Source organism: Paenibacillus sp. CAU 1782, assembly GCF_054551715.1.
Window position 1 is genome coordinate 180,378 of sequence record NZ_JBTOLL010000007.1, and the last position, 16,939, is coordinate 197,316.

A 16,939-nucleotide genomic window follows, 5' to 3' on the forward strand; every position below is an offset into this window, starting at 1 on the left:
ATCTAGGCATAATCAGCAACGTCCCGATATCAAGTACCTCCAAAGAAACGGACATCCCAAAGACTTTTGACATGATAGGGACGCTCCTGCTTCACATGAAAAGGACCTCAATTTCCACTTTTAAGTGGAGACTGAGGTCCTTCTTAATAGAGAAATGTCGGGACTGAACGGCATTAGTTGGCTACATCCCGTTTCGTAAATACTAGCCATGACAACGCCATAAACAGGGCGTAATATACGGCAAGCACGCCTAACGAAAAGCCGAGCGTCATTCCAGGTCTGATGCCTGCTCCGCTCTCCGACAGATATTGGGTAAGATCAAGATGAATAAACAATACATAATCCACCCATTTTTGTTTCAGGAACATAACGAGCGATGCCATATTATTGACGATCAGAATCTGGAACAAGGCAATGCCCACGGCCAATAAGCTGCTGCGGAAAATGGACGAGAGCATAAAAGCTATCGTAAGCGTCATAATTGTTCCGATAAACTTCAGCCCATAAAACTTCAGAAAATAAAGAAATACTTCGCCTCCTGATGTGTCAGGCATCATGGCTACTTCAATACCGGAATTGCCAATTCCGAATACCAGCCAGTTAATAAGCACGATTGATGCAAACATTAATACCGTCATCAACAAGGCGTATAGAAAAACGGCGATATATTTGGACAGCAATATTTTGGAACGCGACCACGGCCGTATGAGCAATAGCTTGATCGTGCCTCCGGAAAACTCCTCGGCAACGGATGCCGCAGCAACAATAACGACAAAAATGGTTACCAAACCGCTCATCAACATAGATTCAAAAAAAGCAACGTCCCACATGGAGGTATCGCGCCCGCTAAAAGCCAGCGTGATCAATGAGGCGATTAATACCAGACCCACCATGAGGCCACCCATGACATAAGTGCGGGGACGCCTATATATCTTCATGTTTTCATTCCGGACGAGATTCATAAAATCAAGCACGTCGCTCGCCTCCTGTAATTTCAAGGAATTGATCCTCAAGCGTTTTGATCTGTTCGCGGATTCCATAAACCCTGATGCCCGACGAAACCAGGATTTCATTTGCTTCTGCAACTTCCTCGCGTTGCGCAAAAACGGCAATCACTCCAGGCGCCACCATTTCAGCCTGTTTGCCCCTGGCGGCCAAAGCAGCATGTGCGCCTTGCTCCGTATTTACCTCAAACAATACGCGCATAGCCTGATCCCCTTTTGGACCATTCTCCAGGGTCCGAAGATCAATAAGCTTGCCATTCTGAATAATAGCGACTTGATCGCACATTAATTCCATTTCCGAAAGCAAATGAGAGGAAACAAAAACCGTAATGTTTTCTTCCTTCGCCAGTTTCCGCAAATAGTCGCGGAGCTCCCGGATGCCTGCTGGATCAAGGCCGTTGGTTGGTTCGTCCAGAATGAGAAGTCCAGGCTTGTGCAGCATCGCTTGCGCGACGCCTAGCCGTTGTCTCATGCCTAACGAATAGGTTTTGACCTTGTCGTGAATACGTCCGTCCAGCCCTACCATATGTACAACTTCCTTGACACGGTGTTCGGTTACGCCTGGAATCATGCGGGCAAAGTGAATCAAGTTTTGCCAGCCAGTTAAATATTTGTACATTTCGGGGTTCTCGACGATCGCCCCGACCTGACGGATCGCTTGCTCAAAGTTTTGTTTGACGCTTAGTCCGTTTATGAAGATTTCACCGGAGGTGATAGAAATAAGCCCCACCATCATCCTAATTGTAGTGGTTTTACCCGATCCATTAGGACCCAGAAAACCAAAAACCTGCCCACGGGGCACATCAAGCGAAAGATTATCAATAATCGTTCTTTTGCCAATTACTTTTGTTAGATTCTGCAACCGAACTATTGGCTGCTCCATTGATGCTTCCTCCCTTATGTATTGGTTATTATTCCCATCCAGCCGCAATACCTCCATTATATACGCAACAATCTTTAAAGGGTAGCAGAAGAGTTTCCATTTTACAAAAGTGTTACAACCGTTGTACCGCAATGTCCGCCACAATCTGGCATGGCAAATCGCGTTTTGCAATCAAGTATAGACTGCATCATGCAATATATACATGTATGCACTTAAAATAAAACTCCGCAGCAAGGCAGGTAGCCTGGCTGCGGAGTTCCCATGTAAAGCTTATTTGTTGCCGGTACGCGCAAGCTCGCGTTTGTTGGCTTCGAATGCCGCCAACAAAGCGTCTCCGCCTTGAAGACCGGAATCTTCCGCTTTGCGAATTTGCTCCAGCATTTTTTTGTAGTCCTTAGGAATAACCTTTACAAACTTGGACAAGGAATTCTCCCAATCTCCCAGCAGGCGGGATGCAATCGCGCTCTCTGTATACTGGATATGATTCTCCATCATACCGCGCAGCTCGGCAATGTCATCTGCTTCTTCGACACGTTCCAGCAGCACCATTTCCAAATTGCAATGATTGTAGAAATCGCCGTTTTCGTCATAGACGTAAGCAACGCCGCCCGACATACCCGCGCCGAAGTTCCGGCCCGTGCCGCCCAAGATGACTACGCGGCCGCCTGTCATATATTCGCAGCCATGATCGCCTACGCCTTCAACAACGACTTTAGCGCCGCTGTTCCGTACCGCAAAGCGTTCGCCGGCAATACCGCGGATATAAGCCTGGCCGCTGGTAGCGCCATACAGAGCCGTATTGCCGATTATGACGTTTTCTTCTGCAACAAAGGTTGCTTTAGGCGATGGAGCTACGATGATCTTGCCGCCCGACAAGCCTTTGCCGAAGTAGTCATTGGAGTCGCCTTCCACTGACAAGGTAATGCCTTTTGGCACAAATGCGCCGAAGCTTTGGCCTGCCGTTCCGATAAAGTGATACCAGATCGTGTCTTCCGGCAATCCCTGCGCTCCGTAACGGGTAGTCACCTCGGAGCCAAGAATGGTGCCGACAACACGGTTTGTATTCAAAATAGGGAACGTGCCGCGTACACTTTCGCCGCTCTGCAGCGCCGGCTGAGCGCTAGGAACCAGATGCTGCATATCCAGCGACAATTCCAAACCGTGATTTTGCTCCTGGATATTGAAGCGCGATGCGCCTTCCTCAACCTGAGCTTCATACAGAATGCCAGACAGATCAAGTCCTTTTGCTTTATAATGCTGAATCAGTTCTTTGGTTTCCAGACGGTCTACGCGGCCCACCATTTCCTGAATGGTGCGGAAACCAAGCTCAGCCATAATTTCACGAAGTTCTTCCGCAATAAAACGCAAGTAATTGACAACATGGGCAGGATCACCCATAAATTTCTTGCGCAGCTCCGGATTTTGCGTAGCAACGCCAACCGGACAAGTATCCAGATGACATACGCGCATCATGACGCAGCCCAATACGATCAGCGGAGCTGTGGAGAAGCCATATTCCTCGGCGCCCAGCAAGATGGCGATCGCAACGTCGCGGCCGTTCATCATTTTGCCGTCCGTCTCGATTACAACGCGGTCGCGCAGATTATTCAGCATCAACGTCTGATGCGTCTCCGCAAGACCAAGCTCCCATGGCAAGCCCGCATGGCGGATGGAGCCGATAGGCGATGCGCCTGTGCCTCCATCATAGCCGCTGACCATGATGACATCGGCGCGTCCTTTGGCTACGCCGGCTGCAATCGTGCCTACGCCAACCTCGGAAACCAGCTTAACGTTAATACGTGCGCGAGGATTCGCGTTTTTCAAATCGTGGATCAGCTCGGCCAAATCCTCGATGGAATAGATATCATGATGCGGAGGCGGCGAGATCAAGCCAACGCCCGGCGTAGAGCCCCGTACCTCTGCTACCCAAGGATAAACCTTCAGGCCGGGCAATTGTCCGCCTTCGCCAGGTTTTGCGCCTTGAGCCATTTTGATCTGAATCTCGTCGGCGTTGACCAGATAGTGGCTGGTTACGCCAAAACGTCCGGAAGCTACCTGCTTGATCGCGCTTCGGCGCAGATCGCCGTTTTCATCCGGTATGAAGCGTGCAGGGTCTTCGCCGCCTTCGCCCGTGTTGGACTTGCCGCCCAAGCGGTTCATCGCAATCGCGAGGCTTTCATGCGCTTCCTTGCTGATAGAACCAAAAGACATAGCGCCTGTTTTAAAACGCGCAACAATGGATTCTACCGACTCTACTTCGTCCAGCGGAACCGATGTCTCGTTTTTCTTGAATTCAAGCAGCGAGCGAAGCGTCAGATGGCGCTTGTTCTCGCCCTGCACCAGCTCCGAAAACTTCTTGTACAGCTTGTAGTCGTTGGAGCGGCTGGCCATCTGCAGCGTGTGAATGGTTTGCGGCGTAAACAGATGATCCTCGCCGTCTTTGCGCCATTGATAATCGCCGCCGGAATCCAGCTCTTTTTCTCCGCCTTCTTGATCGGCAAAAGCACGGTTGTGATGCTTCAGCGTTTCCTCCGCGATCACATCCAGACCAATGCCTCCGATACGGGATGGCGTCCAAGTGAAATATTGATTAATAACGTCCTCGCGAAGTCCCAGCGCTTCAAAAATTTGCGCGCCGCGATACGACTGGATCGTGGAAATGCCCATTTTAGACAATACTTTGACAACGCCTTTGGTGGCGCCTTTAATATAGTTTTTAACGGCTTTTTCATGCGAAACGCCGCGCAGCATGCCTTGAGTTATCATGTCGTCCAGGCTTTCAAACGCCAGATAAGGGTTGACAGCGTTGACGCCATAACCAAGCAGCAGCGCAAAATGATGCACCTCGCGCGGCTCGCCGGATTCCAGCAGCAGTGCTACTTTGGTCCGCGTGCCCTGACGGATCAAATGGTGATGCAGGGCGGAAACAGCAAGCAATGCCGGAATAGCGGCATTTTCCTTGTCGACTCCACGATCCGACAGAATCAGCAGGTTATGTCCTCTGGCAATTACGCGATCCGCTGCTTCGCACATTTCCGTCAGCGCGTTGCGCAGACCTTCCTCGCCCTTGTTCGAAGGGAAGAAAATCGGCAGCGTAATTGCCTTAAAGCCTTCGCGGCGCACATGGCGCAGCTTCGCAAATTGCTCGTTGGACAGGATAGGTGTATCCAGCTTGATATGGCGGCAGCTTTCCGGCTCAGGGTTCAGCAGGTTGCGCTCCGGTCCAATCGTTGTTCCCGTAGCCGTAATAATCTCCTCGCGAATCGCATCGATTGGCGGATTGGTTACCTGCGCGAACAATTGTTTGAAATAGTTGTACAGCCGTTGAGGCCGCTCGGACAATACGGCAAGAGGCGCGTCATACCCCATGGAAGCTAGCGGCTCCAGGCCGCCAATCGCCATCGGCTCCAATATTTTGCGCAGATCCTCGAACGTATAACCAAACGCCTGCTGGCGGCTCTGAATGGTTTCATGGCTTGGCCCCGGCAATTCCGGCGCTTCCGGCAGATCCTCCAGATCTACCAAGTGCTCGTTCAGCCATTCCCGATATGGCTGCTCCGAAGCGATCGCCGCCTTAACCTCCTCATCGGAGATAATCCGTCCTTGCTCCGTATCAACAAGCAGCATCCGGCCCGGACGCAGACGATCCTTGTAAAGGATATCTTCGGCTGGAATTTCCACAACGCCTGCTTCAGAACCCAGAATGATATGATCGTCCTTCGTCACGTAATAACGAGCAGGACGCAAGCCGTTCCGGTCCAGCATAGCGCCGATCTGCGTGCCGTCGGTAAAGCCCATTGCCGCCGGTCCGTCCCACGGCTCCATCAGCGTGCTGTGGTATTCGTAAAATGCTTTGCGCTCGTCGTCCATGCTTTCATGGTTGGACCAAGGCTCCGGCACCATCATCATTGCGGCGTGAGGCAGGGAACGACCCGCCAGATACATAAACTCCAGCGTATTGTCGAACATCGCCGTATCGGAGCCGTCCGGATTAATAATAGGTTTGATTTTATGAAGATCCTCGCCGAACAGTTCACTTTGGAACAATGTTTGGCGCGCATGCATCCAGTTCACATTGCCGCGGAGCGTGTTGATCTCCCCGTTGTGGATCAAATAGTGGAACGGATGCGCCCGCTCCCAGCTTGGAAACGTGTTTGTGCTAAAACGGGAATGCACTAAAGCAATAGCAGAAACTACCGTTTCATCGTTCAATTCCTTGTAAAAAGAACGGACCTGCTCCGTAGTCAACATGCCTTTGTAGACGATTTTTTTGGAGGACAGGCTTGGGAAATAAAACATGTTCCCGCCTTCCTTGCCGGCAAAGCGAATGGACAGCTCCGCGCGTTTGCGGATCACGTACAGCTTGCGCTCAAAGGACAAGATGTCCTTCAACTCGGCATTGCGGCCGATAAAAATCTGGCGGACAAAAGGCTTGACAGACAGGGCGGATTTGCCCAGCTTGCTGTCGTCCGTAGGCACAGTGCGCCAGCCGATCAACGTCTGCTTCTCTTCTTCAATAATGCTTTCCAGCTCGCGCTCGATCGCGGCGCGCGCAGACTCGTCCTGCGGCAGAAAAATCATGCCGACGGCATATTGTCCCGGTTCCGGCAGCTGGATTTCCTGCTTGCGAAGTTCTGCGGTAAAAAAGTCATGCGGAATCTGCAGCAAAATACCGGCTCCATCGCCCGTATTCGGCTCGCTTCCCTGTCCGCCCCGATGCTCCATATTCTCCAGCAAATGAAGCGCCTGGCTAATGACCTTATGGGACTTAACCCCTTTAATGCTGGCTACAAAGCCCATTCCGCACGCGTCTTTCTCGAACTGCGGATCATAAAGTCCTTGCTTAGGAGGCAATCCCAAAATATGTTCTTTCATTTCTGCGCAACCTCTCTATCAGAAGATTTTTGGGCAAGCAATAGCAAATTCGGGCAAAGCCCTGGCTTGATCACTTCATTTGGCTTCATTTTTGGCTGAAATTATCATAGAATGGTAGTGGTCAGGCTCACCAGCCTGCTTCCTTGCCACTCCCCTTGCCATAGACCGTTGCCTAGCGATTATTATATGATTTTAACATCCGGGCAAATGGGAATCAATTTAGTATTTGTATTTTTATTTGTATTATTGTGACAAGAGGCGAGGGGCGATTTGTTCGTATTATCATCATTTTAACAGAAGGATGTGGACTCATTGTATAGCAATTTGAGGAAAACGCTCAAAAAAGCGGGAGTTGTTATGATCGCTGCCGCGTGTCTCCTGACAACAAGCGCGGTGTACGGAGCATCCAATGCCGCAAAAGCACCAGCGCCGGGACAAAATTACGATATTGTTGTTTTGGGAGATTCCTTGGCTGCTGGTTATCAGAAGGGCTTTACCGCGGATTCCGTACCTTACGGCTTTGCCGAGCATGTTTACGAACAGGCGCTGATCAGAGGTTACCGGGCTAACTATGACAACTACGGCATATTGGGACTGCGCACGGGCCCGCTGAACAAATGGCTGAGCGAAGCAGCGCAAGGTAAAACCTCCACGGTCGCCGGCATTCAGCCTGATGTCGTCGATCCCAGAGCAAGCGCTATTTTGGCACGTTCCGCTGCTTTAAAAGAGGATTTGACGGAAGCCGATCTCGTGCTTGTATCCATTGGAGGAAACGATTTTCTGGCGATGGTGGAGGCTTTGGATGCATCTACCCCATTTAAAGATTTAAGCGCCGACAAAAAGAACGCTCTCCAGCAGGACATCGATCAACGGATTCAAAGCTACAAAAGCGAGCTGAACGGCATTCTGAATACCGTACATACGCTGCAGCCCAATGCGGAAATCGTTGTAGCCAATCAATATTTGCCCGTCCCGTTTCTAACGTTTAACGACACGGTCACCTATCTGATTGACCAGTCGACCGCACTGTTCCTGAAAGAAGGCCAGGCAAAGCTGAACAGCGAGGTTTCATCCGTCGTAAAAGACTTGAAGGCGCAAGGCGTAAACATCTCTATTGCAGATGCGGCTTCCGCCATCGAAAAAAATATTTTGGGCTTTACGTCCATTAGCGCGACAGGCGCTGACGGCAAACCGGAGCCCGATATCCATCCGACGGAAAAAGGCTACGCGGAGTTGGGCAAAGCCTATGCAACGGCGGTTTGGGGCAGCTACGCCACCTTGCAGCCGCGCAAAAGCGGCGTCCCGATTTCAGTCGTGGTGGGAGGCAAAGAGGTCGTAACGAAATACGATCCTCTCATTAAGCAAGGCCGCACCTTCCTTGCGCTCAGCACCGTTATCGAAGCCTTGGGCGCCGATTTGAAATGGGATGCCAAGTCATCCACCGCTACGATCAGCACGGGCGGACGCACCGTTTCCATCACCATCGGAGCATCCACCATAATCGTAGACGGCAAGAAAGTTCCGTTAAATGCAGAACCCGCATACCTAGAGCAATTCCCGGGCGAAAAGAAAACGTATGTACCGCTTGCAGCTTTGTCCGAAGGGCTTGGTTTTCAGGTCGTGTACCGCGCATCGCTGAAGGCTGCTTTCATTAATCCGTAAAGCGATAACGTTTGTTCAAAAAGCCCTGTTTTCAGCTATAGCTTGTATTCCTTCTTAAGCTGCTCCATAATCTCAAGCGATTTGCCGCTCCAACGGTTCAAGCGGTCCAAACCGTTTAATTCCGCCTCAACCGCCTCCCGCAACGAATCGTTGTACGCCGGGAGCTCTGCTCTGTAAGGAGCAAGCTCCCTAACCAGCACTGTCGTTTTTTCGGTATAGCTTAATGCCCGGCGTTCATGGAACATGGGGACATCCGGATTGTATGGATGATGAAGATCCCCCTGCTCCGGGTGCTTCAACACCGCCAATATCGTAACAACGGCCCGCGGACCATGCAGTTCCGCGATTTCGCCGGCATAATGGCCGGAACGAACCTTCACTTTTACTTTGTCTCCTATTTGAGGGGCATTTTCCCCAGAATACAGCTCGGTCATAAAACCCATCCTTTCTCTGCTCCTTTATTTTTGAGGGGTACGCTAATCGAAATTCGGACTTTTGGAATGCCCGCTTACCGACTGGTATGTGTTTACTGTAAAGGAGAGACTATTTCTTGGCAACCCCGCATATCGATGCTTGTATTAGCCTGACATGCGAAGTAATATGGAAATAGAAAAGTAGGTGAGTTTATGCGCAAAAAAAGAGTGCTGCTGCTATCCGAAGGGTTCGGCTCAGGCCATACCCAGGCAGCTCATGCGCTCGTAGCGGGCTTGAAACAGCTGCATCCCGAGATATCAGCAAGAGTCATCGAACTGGGAAAATTTCTGAACCCGGTTATGGGGCCTCTCATCGTATCCGCCTATCGCAAAACCGTGAGCAGACAGCCGCGAGTGGTTGGTATGATGTACCGCAGCAATTATAAAAAACCGCTAAGCCGTCTTATTCAGCTTGCGCTGCACCGCGTCTTTTATACACACACGGCACAAGTCGTCGCCCAGCTAAAGCCCGACCTGATTATTTCCACCCACCCTGTACCCAATACCGTGGTCAGCAGAATGAAGCGGCTGGGATTGGAAATACCTATATATACGGTGATTACCGATTATGATGCGCACGGCTCCTGGGTTAACCCCGAGATCGATCGCTACCTGGTATCATCGCCCGTCGTCAAGCAGCGGCTAATCGACAAGGGGGTAAATAAAGAACGCATTGAGGTAACCGGCATTCCGATCCACCCTAATTTCTGGGTAGCCCAGGATAAGGAATCGGCGCGTGAAGACCTCAAGCTGAAGCAAATGCCGACCGTTCTCGTTATGGGCGGGGGCTGGGGCCTGATGTATGAAGATAACGCCCTCTCCTATATGACCAGATGGCGGGAGACTACGCAAATCGTTTTTTGCGTCGGATCCAATGAGCCCATGCGTGAAAAAATGATGGCAGACCCCATTTTCCAGCATCCCAATATCGTCATTATGGGATTTACAAGAGAAGTGCATAAGCTGATGGATGCCGCCGATTTGCTGGTGACCAAGCCGGGAGGCATGACCGTTACGGAAGGCATGAGCAAAGGGCTGCCGATGCTGTTTTACGAACCTATTCCCGGACAAGAAGAGGAAAACTGCGAGCACTTTATCTCAAGCGGCTTCGGCGCGATGCTGGATTCCAACGAAACGGTTGACCGCTGGTTCCAATTGATTCATGATAAAGACAACGCCGTCCGCTTTCGGGCGGAGCTGATTGCCAAGCGCGATGATCAATACGACCCCATGAAATGCCCAAAAGCCGTGCTGCAACTCATGCAGTAACGGCTTTGTTTTTCCGACGTAATAGAAATTGTCGCAATGAATTTTTTACTTTTCAAGGGCAACCTATATAAGTTGAACAATGGAACTTATATAGAAAGTCAGACGGAAGCATGCAAATTAAGGAGGTTTCTAAACATGCCAACTTCAATGAGCGATGCAAAAACCGTTATTTTGCGGCTGGAGATCGATACTCAAATAGCCCAATTCGGCCGCGCGGCTACGGCGATTGAGGAAGCGGACGGCGATATTGTCGCCATTGACGTCATCCATACGGACAGAAACAGGAGCATCAGGGATTTAACGGTCAAAATAGGTCCTAAGGGCTCTACGGCCAAACTCAGCGATGTGCTGGCCTCCATTCCCGGCATCGCGCTGCTGCATATTTCCGACCGCACCTTTCTACTTCATCTCGGGGGGAAAATCACGATCCAGCCCAAAACGCCGATCCAGAACCGCGATGACCTGTCTCGCGTCTATACGCCGGATGTTGCGCGAGTTTGCCGGGCGATTGCCGAAGAGCCGGCCAAAGCCCATACGCTGACCATCAAGCGCAACAGCGTTGCCGTTGTATCCGACGGAAGCGCGGTGCTGGGCCTTGGCAATATAGGTCCTTATGCCGCAATGCCCGTAATGGAAGGCAAAGCCATGCTTTTTAAGCAATTTGCCGATGTGGACGCTTTCCCGATATGTCTGGATACGCAAGACACAGAGGAAGTCATTGCCGCGGTTAAACATCTGGCGCCTGCTTTTGGAGGCATCAATCTGGAAGACATTGCCGCTCCGCGCTGCTTTGAAATCGAACGGCGTCTTCGGGCCGAGTTGGATATTCCCGTCTTTCACGATGACCAGCACGGCACGGCGGTTGTAATCTACGCCGGCCTGCTGAATGCCTTGAAGCTGACGGGCCGAACCTTGAGGGAAGCCCGCATTGTCATTTGCGGAATTGGCGCCGCCGGAACCGCCTGTACCCGCATGCTGCTAGCTGGCGGAGCGCAGCATATCATTGGAGTGGACAAAATGGGCATTTTGAGCGCCGATGAAACCTACGATAATGACAGCTGGCAGTGGTATGCCCAAAACACAAACCGAGAGAGGCGGAAAGGCGGCTTGGCGGAAGCGCTAGCGGGCGCGGATGTATTTATCGGCGTATCTGCCGGTGGCATCCTGACCAGGGCCCATATTGAATCAATGTCCGCTGAACCGATTGTGTTTGCGATGGCCAATCCGGAGCCCGAAATTGCTCCCGAGCTAGCGGAGGATATCGTCGCCGTATTCGCAACAGGACGGTCGGATTATCCCAACCAGATCAACAACGTGCTTTGTTTTCCAGGCATTTTTCGCGGAGCGCTGGATAGCCGGGCTACTGTCATCAACGAAGAGATGAAGCTGGCGGCAGCCGAAGCTATCGCTTCCGTCATTAGCTCGGAGGAGCTGAGCCGCCTCTATATCATTCCCAGCGTTTTTAATGCAAAGGTTGTGGAAGAAGTCCGCCAAAGCGTCATCGCGGCGGCACGCGCAAGCGGCGTCGCCAGACGCAGCATGCCCTAAACGGAAAAGACTATTCCAAAAAAAGCCGTTTTCCCTCCGTATCGCGCGGAAGAAAAACGGCTTTTGCTTTTGCTTTTGCTAATGCCTTGGCTTTTTATCAGGATTCCGAGCTAACCCGCTGCATGCCTCTGCGCTTCAAGAGCAGAACCAACCCGATTCCAGCCATAATGACGCCAGTGGCGACAAAGATCCATTGAAGGCCCAGCGCCACCCCGACCAAGCCGCCAATCAGCGGCCCCAGCATAGAACCAAACTGGTTGGCGCTGGCGGTAAGTCCGAAGGACCTTCCCCTGAATTGCTCGTCCGTTCCCTGCACCATCAGCGTATTGACGATTGGCGTAACGCCGGCCATAAACAGACCGAACATAAACTGCACCGCAGCAAACAGCCATAACGTCTCCACAAAAAACTGCATGCTTACAATCGTTCCCGCGGTTAACAGGCAAAAGACCAAAATGCGGTAATACCCTTTTTTCTCCCCGAGCCTTCCCCAGATCGGAGACGCTACAATTCCCGCTATGCCGATTAGCGACAGAACAAAGCCGGCCGACAAGACCGCTCCCTTTTGTCCCCCCTGCAGATCGGCAATATGAAGGGAAAGCTGAGGCTGAATCATATTAAATGCAAGTTGGAACATAACGAGCACCAGCAGCATGCTGACCAAGGATCGATTGCGGAAAGCCATACGGTACGTCACTGGCTCCGCCTTCGGCTTTTCCTTTTTCTGCTGCGGGGCTCCTTCCCTGACCCAGAAAATAACCGCAAGCGCGGCAATAAAAATAACAAAGCCGGCCACGATAAACGATCTGCGCATGCCGAACGCTTCCGAAAGCAGGCCGCCAAACAGCGGTCCAAGGATGCCGCCCGTCATCGCACCCGCTTGCATAACGCCCAGGCTCCAGCCAAGTTTCTCCTTAGGAGCCAGCGTAGCGACAATCGACATAGACGCCGGCACAAAGCCGCCGACAAAGCCATGCAGCATGCGAACCCCCACAAGCTGCCACGGCGTTTGAACAAATGAAATCAGAGCATATATAATTGCCAGGCTCAGGCCTGCCCGAATCACCATTTTGCGCTTGCCGAACTTGTCCGCCATCATGCCCCAAAGCGGCGCCATAATCGCGCCCACCAAAAAAGCGGATGAATGCACCACGCCCGCCCACAGGTTAACCGAGCTTTTTTCCACGCCAAGCTCGTACAGAAACAACGGCAGGAAAGGAACGGACATCGTATAGCTTGCACTGCAAAACAAAACGCCAAACCATAAAATCCACATCGTGCGTTTCCATGGTTCCATTTACTCCTCAACTCCTTTCCGTTACTCCAACACGTTCTCCTTTCCGGTCTTTATAAGTAGTTCAAAAAGTCCAACCGCGCTTTTTGAACCTGCACTGCTATGGCTCCGAGTCATGTCCGTACTATCCACTATACGCCTCCTTTTGCCAGACGGCAAAGCAAAAAATGACATTCCTCGCAAGCCAATCCATTCTATTCATAAACGACGAACGGCTATAGGCCAAATTACATAAATCTTTTTGAAACCATAACGCGGCTATTCCGTAATAGTGACTAAGCCCTGTTTTAGTTCCATGTTGCCCGTGATTACGATCACTTTATGTAAATTGTTTAGTGATGAATGAACGTGAAACGTATGTTATACTGAAGCAGAATAGTCAAACGAAAAAGGAGCCAGGTGCATGTTCCAAACCTTTCTCGAACTTCTTAAACATCACGGCCCCTTGGGATTATTCATCCACTCCTTTCTGGATGCCATCATTTTCCCTATTCCCGCCTTTTATTTGCAGGTTTCGCTAAGCGCGGTCAATCCATCTAATGCGCTTTGGCTTGCGACCGTAGGTTATATTGCCTGTTTGCTTGGTACTCCCGTTGGGTATTACTTGGGCAAAATTATGGGCAAATCGGTGCTTTACCGCTTCCTGAAAAAGCAATGGATCGACGCCGCTACACTCCGTTTCCAGAAAAACGGTGAAGCAGCCATTTTGATCGGATCCTTTACACCCATCCCATTCAAAGTATTTACCATCCTTTCCGGCTGTCTAAACTTCCCATTATGGAGATTGATCGCTTACGCCGCCTTGGGCCGTGCCATCAAGTTTTATACCGTAGGCATATTGTTTTATTTATTCGGGCTTTCCGCCCACTCCATGGTTAAAGACATTTCGATCTATATTTTTATCGGCAGCATTCCATTGATTGCGGTATTCCTTTATGTAAGAAGCCGCATCCGAAAAAAGAAAGAAGCCGCTGCACTTGCTCTGGCCGATGAAGCTCCAGCGGAAGACGCCCAGCAGGAATCGCTCCGGCTGCAAGAGTCCTCGCAGAATTCTAAAGTCTCTACTGCTGAATCAACTGCTGACGCCGACGAAGATCGCATCGTCCCGGACACAACACATCAGCGCACGGTACAATCCTAACTACACAGCCAGGCAACTAACGGGCACTTCGTAAAGCCATTCCTTCCATAACCGCCACCAGCGCGGGGGAACAGCGGCTTAACGAATGCCCGTTTTTTTCGACTTCCCCCTGTTTTGCTCCTGTTTTGCTCCTGCTTTGCGCCTCTTTTTGGCATAGTGTTCCCTTGTTTTTCAGAACCATGACAGAAGCATGAATAAGACGCGCCGCGAGGCGCGCCTAATCATGAGATGAGTTCAAGGATGAAAGCGAAATGGTATTACAGGGCGCTTCCGCCAAACAGGAAACGATATTCCCAATGCTTCCCTGTGATTGTGTCTGTTCTTACGCCACCGCTTGCTTTGGAATAGGTATGCAGGATTTGACCGTTGCCCAAATAAATGCCGACATGGGTAATGGTTTGAGTCGATTTATTCAAACCGCTGTACGCCGATTTGGATGAGCCTTTATAAGACATGAAGAACATCAAATCTCCGCGCTTCAGCTTGCTGATATCCGTTACAGCATTGCCTTTTTCTTTAACATACGCGCCTTGCTTGCGGGAATCCGCCGGAATCGTAATGCCCAATGCGTCCTTGAAGGCTTGGCGAGTAAAGTCGGAGCAATCAAATGTCTTGGTGTTGCTGCGATCCGAACCATATTCATAAGGCGTGCCCAAATATTTCATGCCCGCCGCAATGACTTTTTCTACGGACGCGCTTGCCGTTGCGCTGCCTGCGCTGGCGCCAGTGCTGCCGCTCGACCCGAAACTGCCGCCATTGGAGGTTCCGCTATTGCTGCTGCCTCCGTCCGTGCTGCCGCCGCTTGTCCCGCTTCCCGCAGTACTGCCGCTGCCCAGATTGGAGCTTCCGCCTATCGTCATGTATTGCGATTGTGTCGTAACATAACCTTTAACGCCGCTGCTGTCCATCACCTCGTACCAGCTGCTGTTTGTTTTGGACAAAACGGAAACCTTTTCGCCCGTTTGCAGATAACGGATTCTCTGGCCGCTAGTGGATGCGGATTTGCGGAACGATACCGATTTTGTAATAACGCCGGTTAACGATGCCACGGCATCGGAGCTGCCAACAGAAGTTCCCGTTCCCGATGTGCCAGTGCTTGTCCCGCCGCTGGACGTCGTAGCGCCAAGCTGCGTATATTTTGACGCGGAGGAGATATACCCGGTTGCTCCTTTACTGTCGCTGACCTTATACCAGCCTGTTCCAGCCGACTCAAGTACAGTGATTGCTTCACCCTTTTGAAGCATGCGGACAATGGGACCCGATGAAGACGGAGTGGTGCGCATATTGACGCCCCAAACCACTTCCGCGCTTTGTGCCGCATAAGCGCTTGGTGCCGGAGCAAATGGAGCAGAGCCTAATAACAATGCTGCAGCAATGCCTGCAGTCGCCAACTTGTGTTTCATAGATGCTTTCATGATGCTGAATAACGCCTCCCTGATGTGAATGTGGTGCGGCCTGTCATCACCAAATCGTGATTAGCTGCCTGCCGCATTGCCGGTAATCGGCGTGTACATCCATTGTAGGCATGGCGTCCGGCGACCAGCATCCACCCATTTTCCCAAAAGCCTGTTGTCCCTTATGGGAACAGCGCATTACCCTTTTTTGCTAAGAAAAAATTAATAAAAGGCATCCCCGAGAGCAGGAATGCCTTTTAGAAAATATCCATATTGTTCTTTTGCCTTAGAGCAGGCTGAAACACAAGGGTACATGAAACGGCCTAAAAAATGAGGACCCTCTCATAAGGGTTGCGGGACTTTAGACTCATTTTTCATCATGTCGCTTGAGCTTGGATTCATTTACCACCCATTATACAACCCCGCCCGGGCTTGCTCCATGAGGCAAATTGCCGGATTCTTCGCCGGTATGAGGCTCGACATGGACGTGCACATTCATAATATTATGCTTGCGGCCCATCCTCTTTTCGATTTCGTCGCAGATGCGATGTCCTTCCACCAGCGACAAATCCGCGTCCACCAGCACCACCACATCCACCAATACATTGCTGCCGTGAATGCGGGCCTTAATATCTTTGATGTATTTGACGCCATTGGTTTTGGCGATCGTCGCGCGGAGCGAGGTAAGCTCGTTTTCGTCAAAACCGTCCGTTAACGCATGTGTCGAGCTGTAGAAGATGCTCCAAGCCGTTTTGCAGATAATAAAGCCTACAGCCAATGCCGCTACGGGGTCCAGCCAAGGAAGGCCAAGCTGCGCTCCAAAAATGCCGATTGCAGCGCCGATACTGACGAGCGCATCGGACAGGTTGTCCTTTGCGGCGGCTTTTAAAGCCATACTGTTGATCCGTTTCGCCAGTCGGTTATTGTACCAATAAACCGCAAGCATGCAGCCTGCCGCAAACAACGCCACAATAGCGGTAAGAATATGGGGCGTCGAATGAGTCCCCTTAAACAGCGAGCTGCCCGCCGTTATTAGAACTTGAAGGCCTACCGTCGCCATAATAAACGATGCAATCAAAGCTGCTATCGTCTCGGCACGAAAATGGCCGTAAGGATGATCCCGATCCGGCGGCTTTTGCGAAATGCGAAGACCGATTAAAACGGCCAACGATGCGGCAATGTCCGTTAAGTTGTTGAAGCCGTCCGCTACCAGCGCCTCCGAGGCGTACAAATAACCCGTTCCCAATTTTAAGGCCGATAACGCCAGATAAGCGACAATGCTGACCCATGCTCCTTTTTCGCCTTGTTTGATTTCATTGTACTGATCCAGTGTAAAGCCCTCCTGCTCGTTCCATTCATTTCTAACATCTATCGGTATCATACCCGAGCAAACCCG

11 protein-coding genes are annotated in these 16,939 nt (G+C 51.1%); 4 read left to right on the top strand and 7 right to left on the bottom strand.

Features of this window, described 5'->3' with window-relative positions:
- Nucleotides 1-173: 173 nt before the first annotated feature.
- The 3 genes from ACX93W_RS16805 to gltB form a co-directional block, all read right to left on the bottom strand.
- Nucleotides 174-974, bottom strand: coding sequence for an ABC transporter permease (locus ACX93W_RS16805; RefSeq protein ID WP_459393522.1), 801 nt, complete (start codon nt 972-974; stop codon nt 174-176).
- Nucleotides 967-1,887 (bottom strand): ABC transporter ATP-binding protein, encoded by a 921-nt coding sequence (locus ACX93W_RS16810; protein ID WP_459393523.1) that lies wholly within the window; start codon nt 1,885-1,887, stop codon nt 967-969. Before ACX93W_RS16810 ends, ACX93W_RS16805 begins: the two co-directional genes overlap by 8 nt.
- A gap of 270 nt (nt 1,888-2,157) precedes the next feature.
- Nucleotides 2,158-6,762 carry a glutamate synthase large subunit gene (gltB, locus tag ACX93W_RS16815; protein WP_459393524.1) on the bottom strand — a complete coding sequence of 1,535 codons (4,605 nt, stop codon included), beginning with the start codon at nt 6,760-6,762 and terminating at the stop codon, nt 2,158-2,160.
- 312 nt (nt 6,763-7,074) lie between these two features.
- On the opposite strand from gltB, the gene ACX93W_RS16820 reads away from it, so the two are divergent.
- Nucleotides 7,075-8,424 (top strand): stalk domain-containing protein, encoded by a 1,350-nt coding sequence (locus tag ACX93W_RS16820; RefSeq protein WP_459393525.1) that lies wholly within the window; start codon nt 7,075-7,077, stop codon nt 8,422-8,424.
- Between the two features lie 35 nt (nt 8,425-8,459).
- Here ACX93W_RS16820 and kapB read toward each other — a convergent pair whose 3' ends face one another.
- Nucleotides 8,460-8,867 (bottom strand): sporulation phosphorelay system protein KapB, encoded by a 408-nt coding sequence (kapB, locus tag ACX93W_RS16825; protein ID WP_459393526.1) that lies wholly within the window; start codon nt 8,865-8,867, stop codon nt 8,460-8,462.
- A gap of 183 nt (nt 8,868-9,050) precedes the next feature.
- Here kapB and ACX93W_RS16830 point away from each other — a divergent pair, with 183 nt between their 5' ends.
- Both ACX93W_RS16830 and ACX93W_RS16835 read left to right on the top strand, forming a co-directional pair.
- Nucleotides 9,051-10,166: an MGDG synthase family glycosyltransferase gene (locus tag ACX93W_RS16830; protein WP_459393527.1), complete on the top strand. Its 1,116-nt coding sequence runs from the start codon at nt 9,051-9,053 to the stop codon at nt 10,164-10,166.
- A 135-nt stretch (nt 10,167-10,301) separates the two neighbouring features.
- The gene (locus tag ACX93W_RS16835; protein ID WP_459393528.1) at nt 10,302-11,714 is read left to right on the top strand and encodes a malic enzyme-like NAD(P)-binding protein; all 1,413 of its coding nucleotides are present in this window, start codon (nt 10,302-10,304) and stop codon (nt 11,712-11,714) included.
- Between the two features lie 97 nt (nt 11,715-11,811).
- Here the strand turns inward: ACX93W_RS16835 and ACX93W_RS16840 are convergent, their stop codons facing one another.
- Nucleotides 11,812-13,011, bottom strand: a complete 1,200-nt coding sequence (locus ACX93W_RS16840) for an MFS transporter (protein ID WP_459393529.1) — start codon at nt 13,009-13,011, stop codon at nt 11,812-11,814.
- 400 nt (nt 13,012-13,411) lie between these two features.
- On the opposite strand from ACX93W_RS16840, the gene ACX93W_RS16845 reads away from it, so the two are divergent.
- Nucleotides 13,412-14,149 carry a YqaA family protein gene (locus tag ACX93W_RS16845; protein ID WP_459393530.1) on the top strand — a complete coding sequence of 246 codons (738 nt, stop codon included), beginning with the start codon at nt 13,412-13,414 and terminating at the stop codon, nt 14,147-14,149.
- A 257-nt stretch (nt 14,150-14,406) separates the two neighbouring features.
- On the opposite strand, the gene ACX93W_RS16850 is transcribed toward ACX93W_RS16845, so the two are convergent.
- Both ACX93W_RS16850 and ACX93W_RS16855 read right to left on the bottom strand, forming a co-directional pair.
- Nucleotides 14,407-15,564, bottom strand: coding sequence for a C40 family peptidase (locus ACX93W_RS16850; protein ID WP_459393531.1), 1,158 nt, complete (start codon nt 15,562-15,564; stop codon nt 14,407-14,409).
- Nucleotides 15,565-15,955: 391 nt separating this feature from the next.
- Nucleotides 15,956-16,924 carry a cation diffusion facilitator family transporter gene (locus ACX93W_RS16855; protein WP_459393532.1) on the bottom strand — a complete coding sequence of 323 codons (969 nt, stop codon included), beginning with the start codon at nt 16,922-16,924 and terminating at the stop codon, nt 15,956-15,958.
- Nucleotides 16,925-16,939: the final 15 nt, after the last annotated feature.

Bases quoted from the DNA above. Each gene is read 5' to 3' on its own strand.
- ACX93W_RS16840 (WP_459393529.1), bottom strand. From the start codon at position 13,011: ATGGAACCATGGAAACGCACGATGTGGATTTTATGGTTTGGCGTTTTG.
- ACX93W_RS16810 (WP_459393523.1), bottom strand. From the start codon at position 1,887: ATGGAGCAGCCAATAGTTCGGTTGCAGAATCTAACAAAAGTAATTGGC.
- ACX93W_RS16855 (WP_459393532.1), bottom strand. From the start codon at position 16,924: ATGATACCGATAGATGTTAGAAATGAATGGAACGAGCAGGAGGGCTTT.
- ACX93W_RS16845 (WP_459393530.1), top strand. From the start codon at position 13,412: ATGTTCCAAACCTTTCTCGAACTTCTTAAACATCACGGCCCCTTGGGA.
- ACX93W_RS16830 (WP_459393527.1), top strand. From the start codon at position 9,051: ATGCGCAAAAAAAGAGTGCTGCTGCTATCCGAAGGGTTCGGCTCAGGC.
- ACX93W_RS16835 (WP_459393528.1), top strand. From the start codon at position 10,302: ATGCCAACTTCAATGAGCGATGCAAAAACCGTTATTTTGCGGCTGGAG.
- ACX93W_RS16850 (WP_459393531.1), bottom strand. From the start codon at position 15,564: ATGAAAGCATCTATGAAACACAAGTTGGCGACTGCAGGCATTGCTGCA.
- gltB (WP_459393524.1), bottom strand. From the start codon at position 6,762: ATGAAAGAACATATTTTGGGATTGCCTCCTAAGCAAGGACTTTATGAT.
- kapB (WP_459393526.1), bottom strand. From the start codon at position 8,867: ATGGGTTTTATGACCGAGCTGTATTCTGGGGAAAATGCCCCTCAAATA.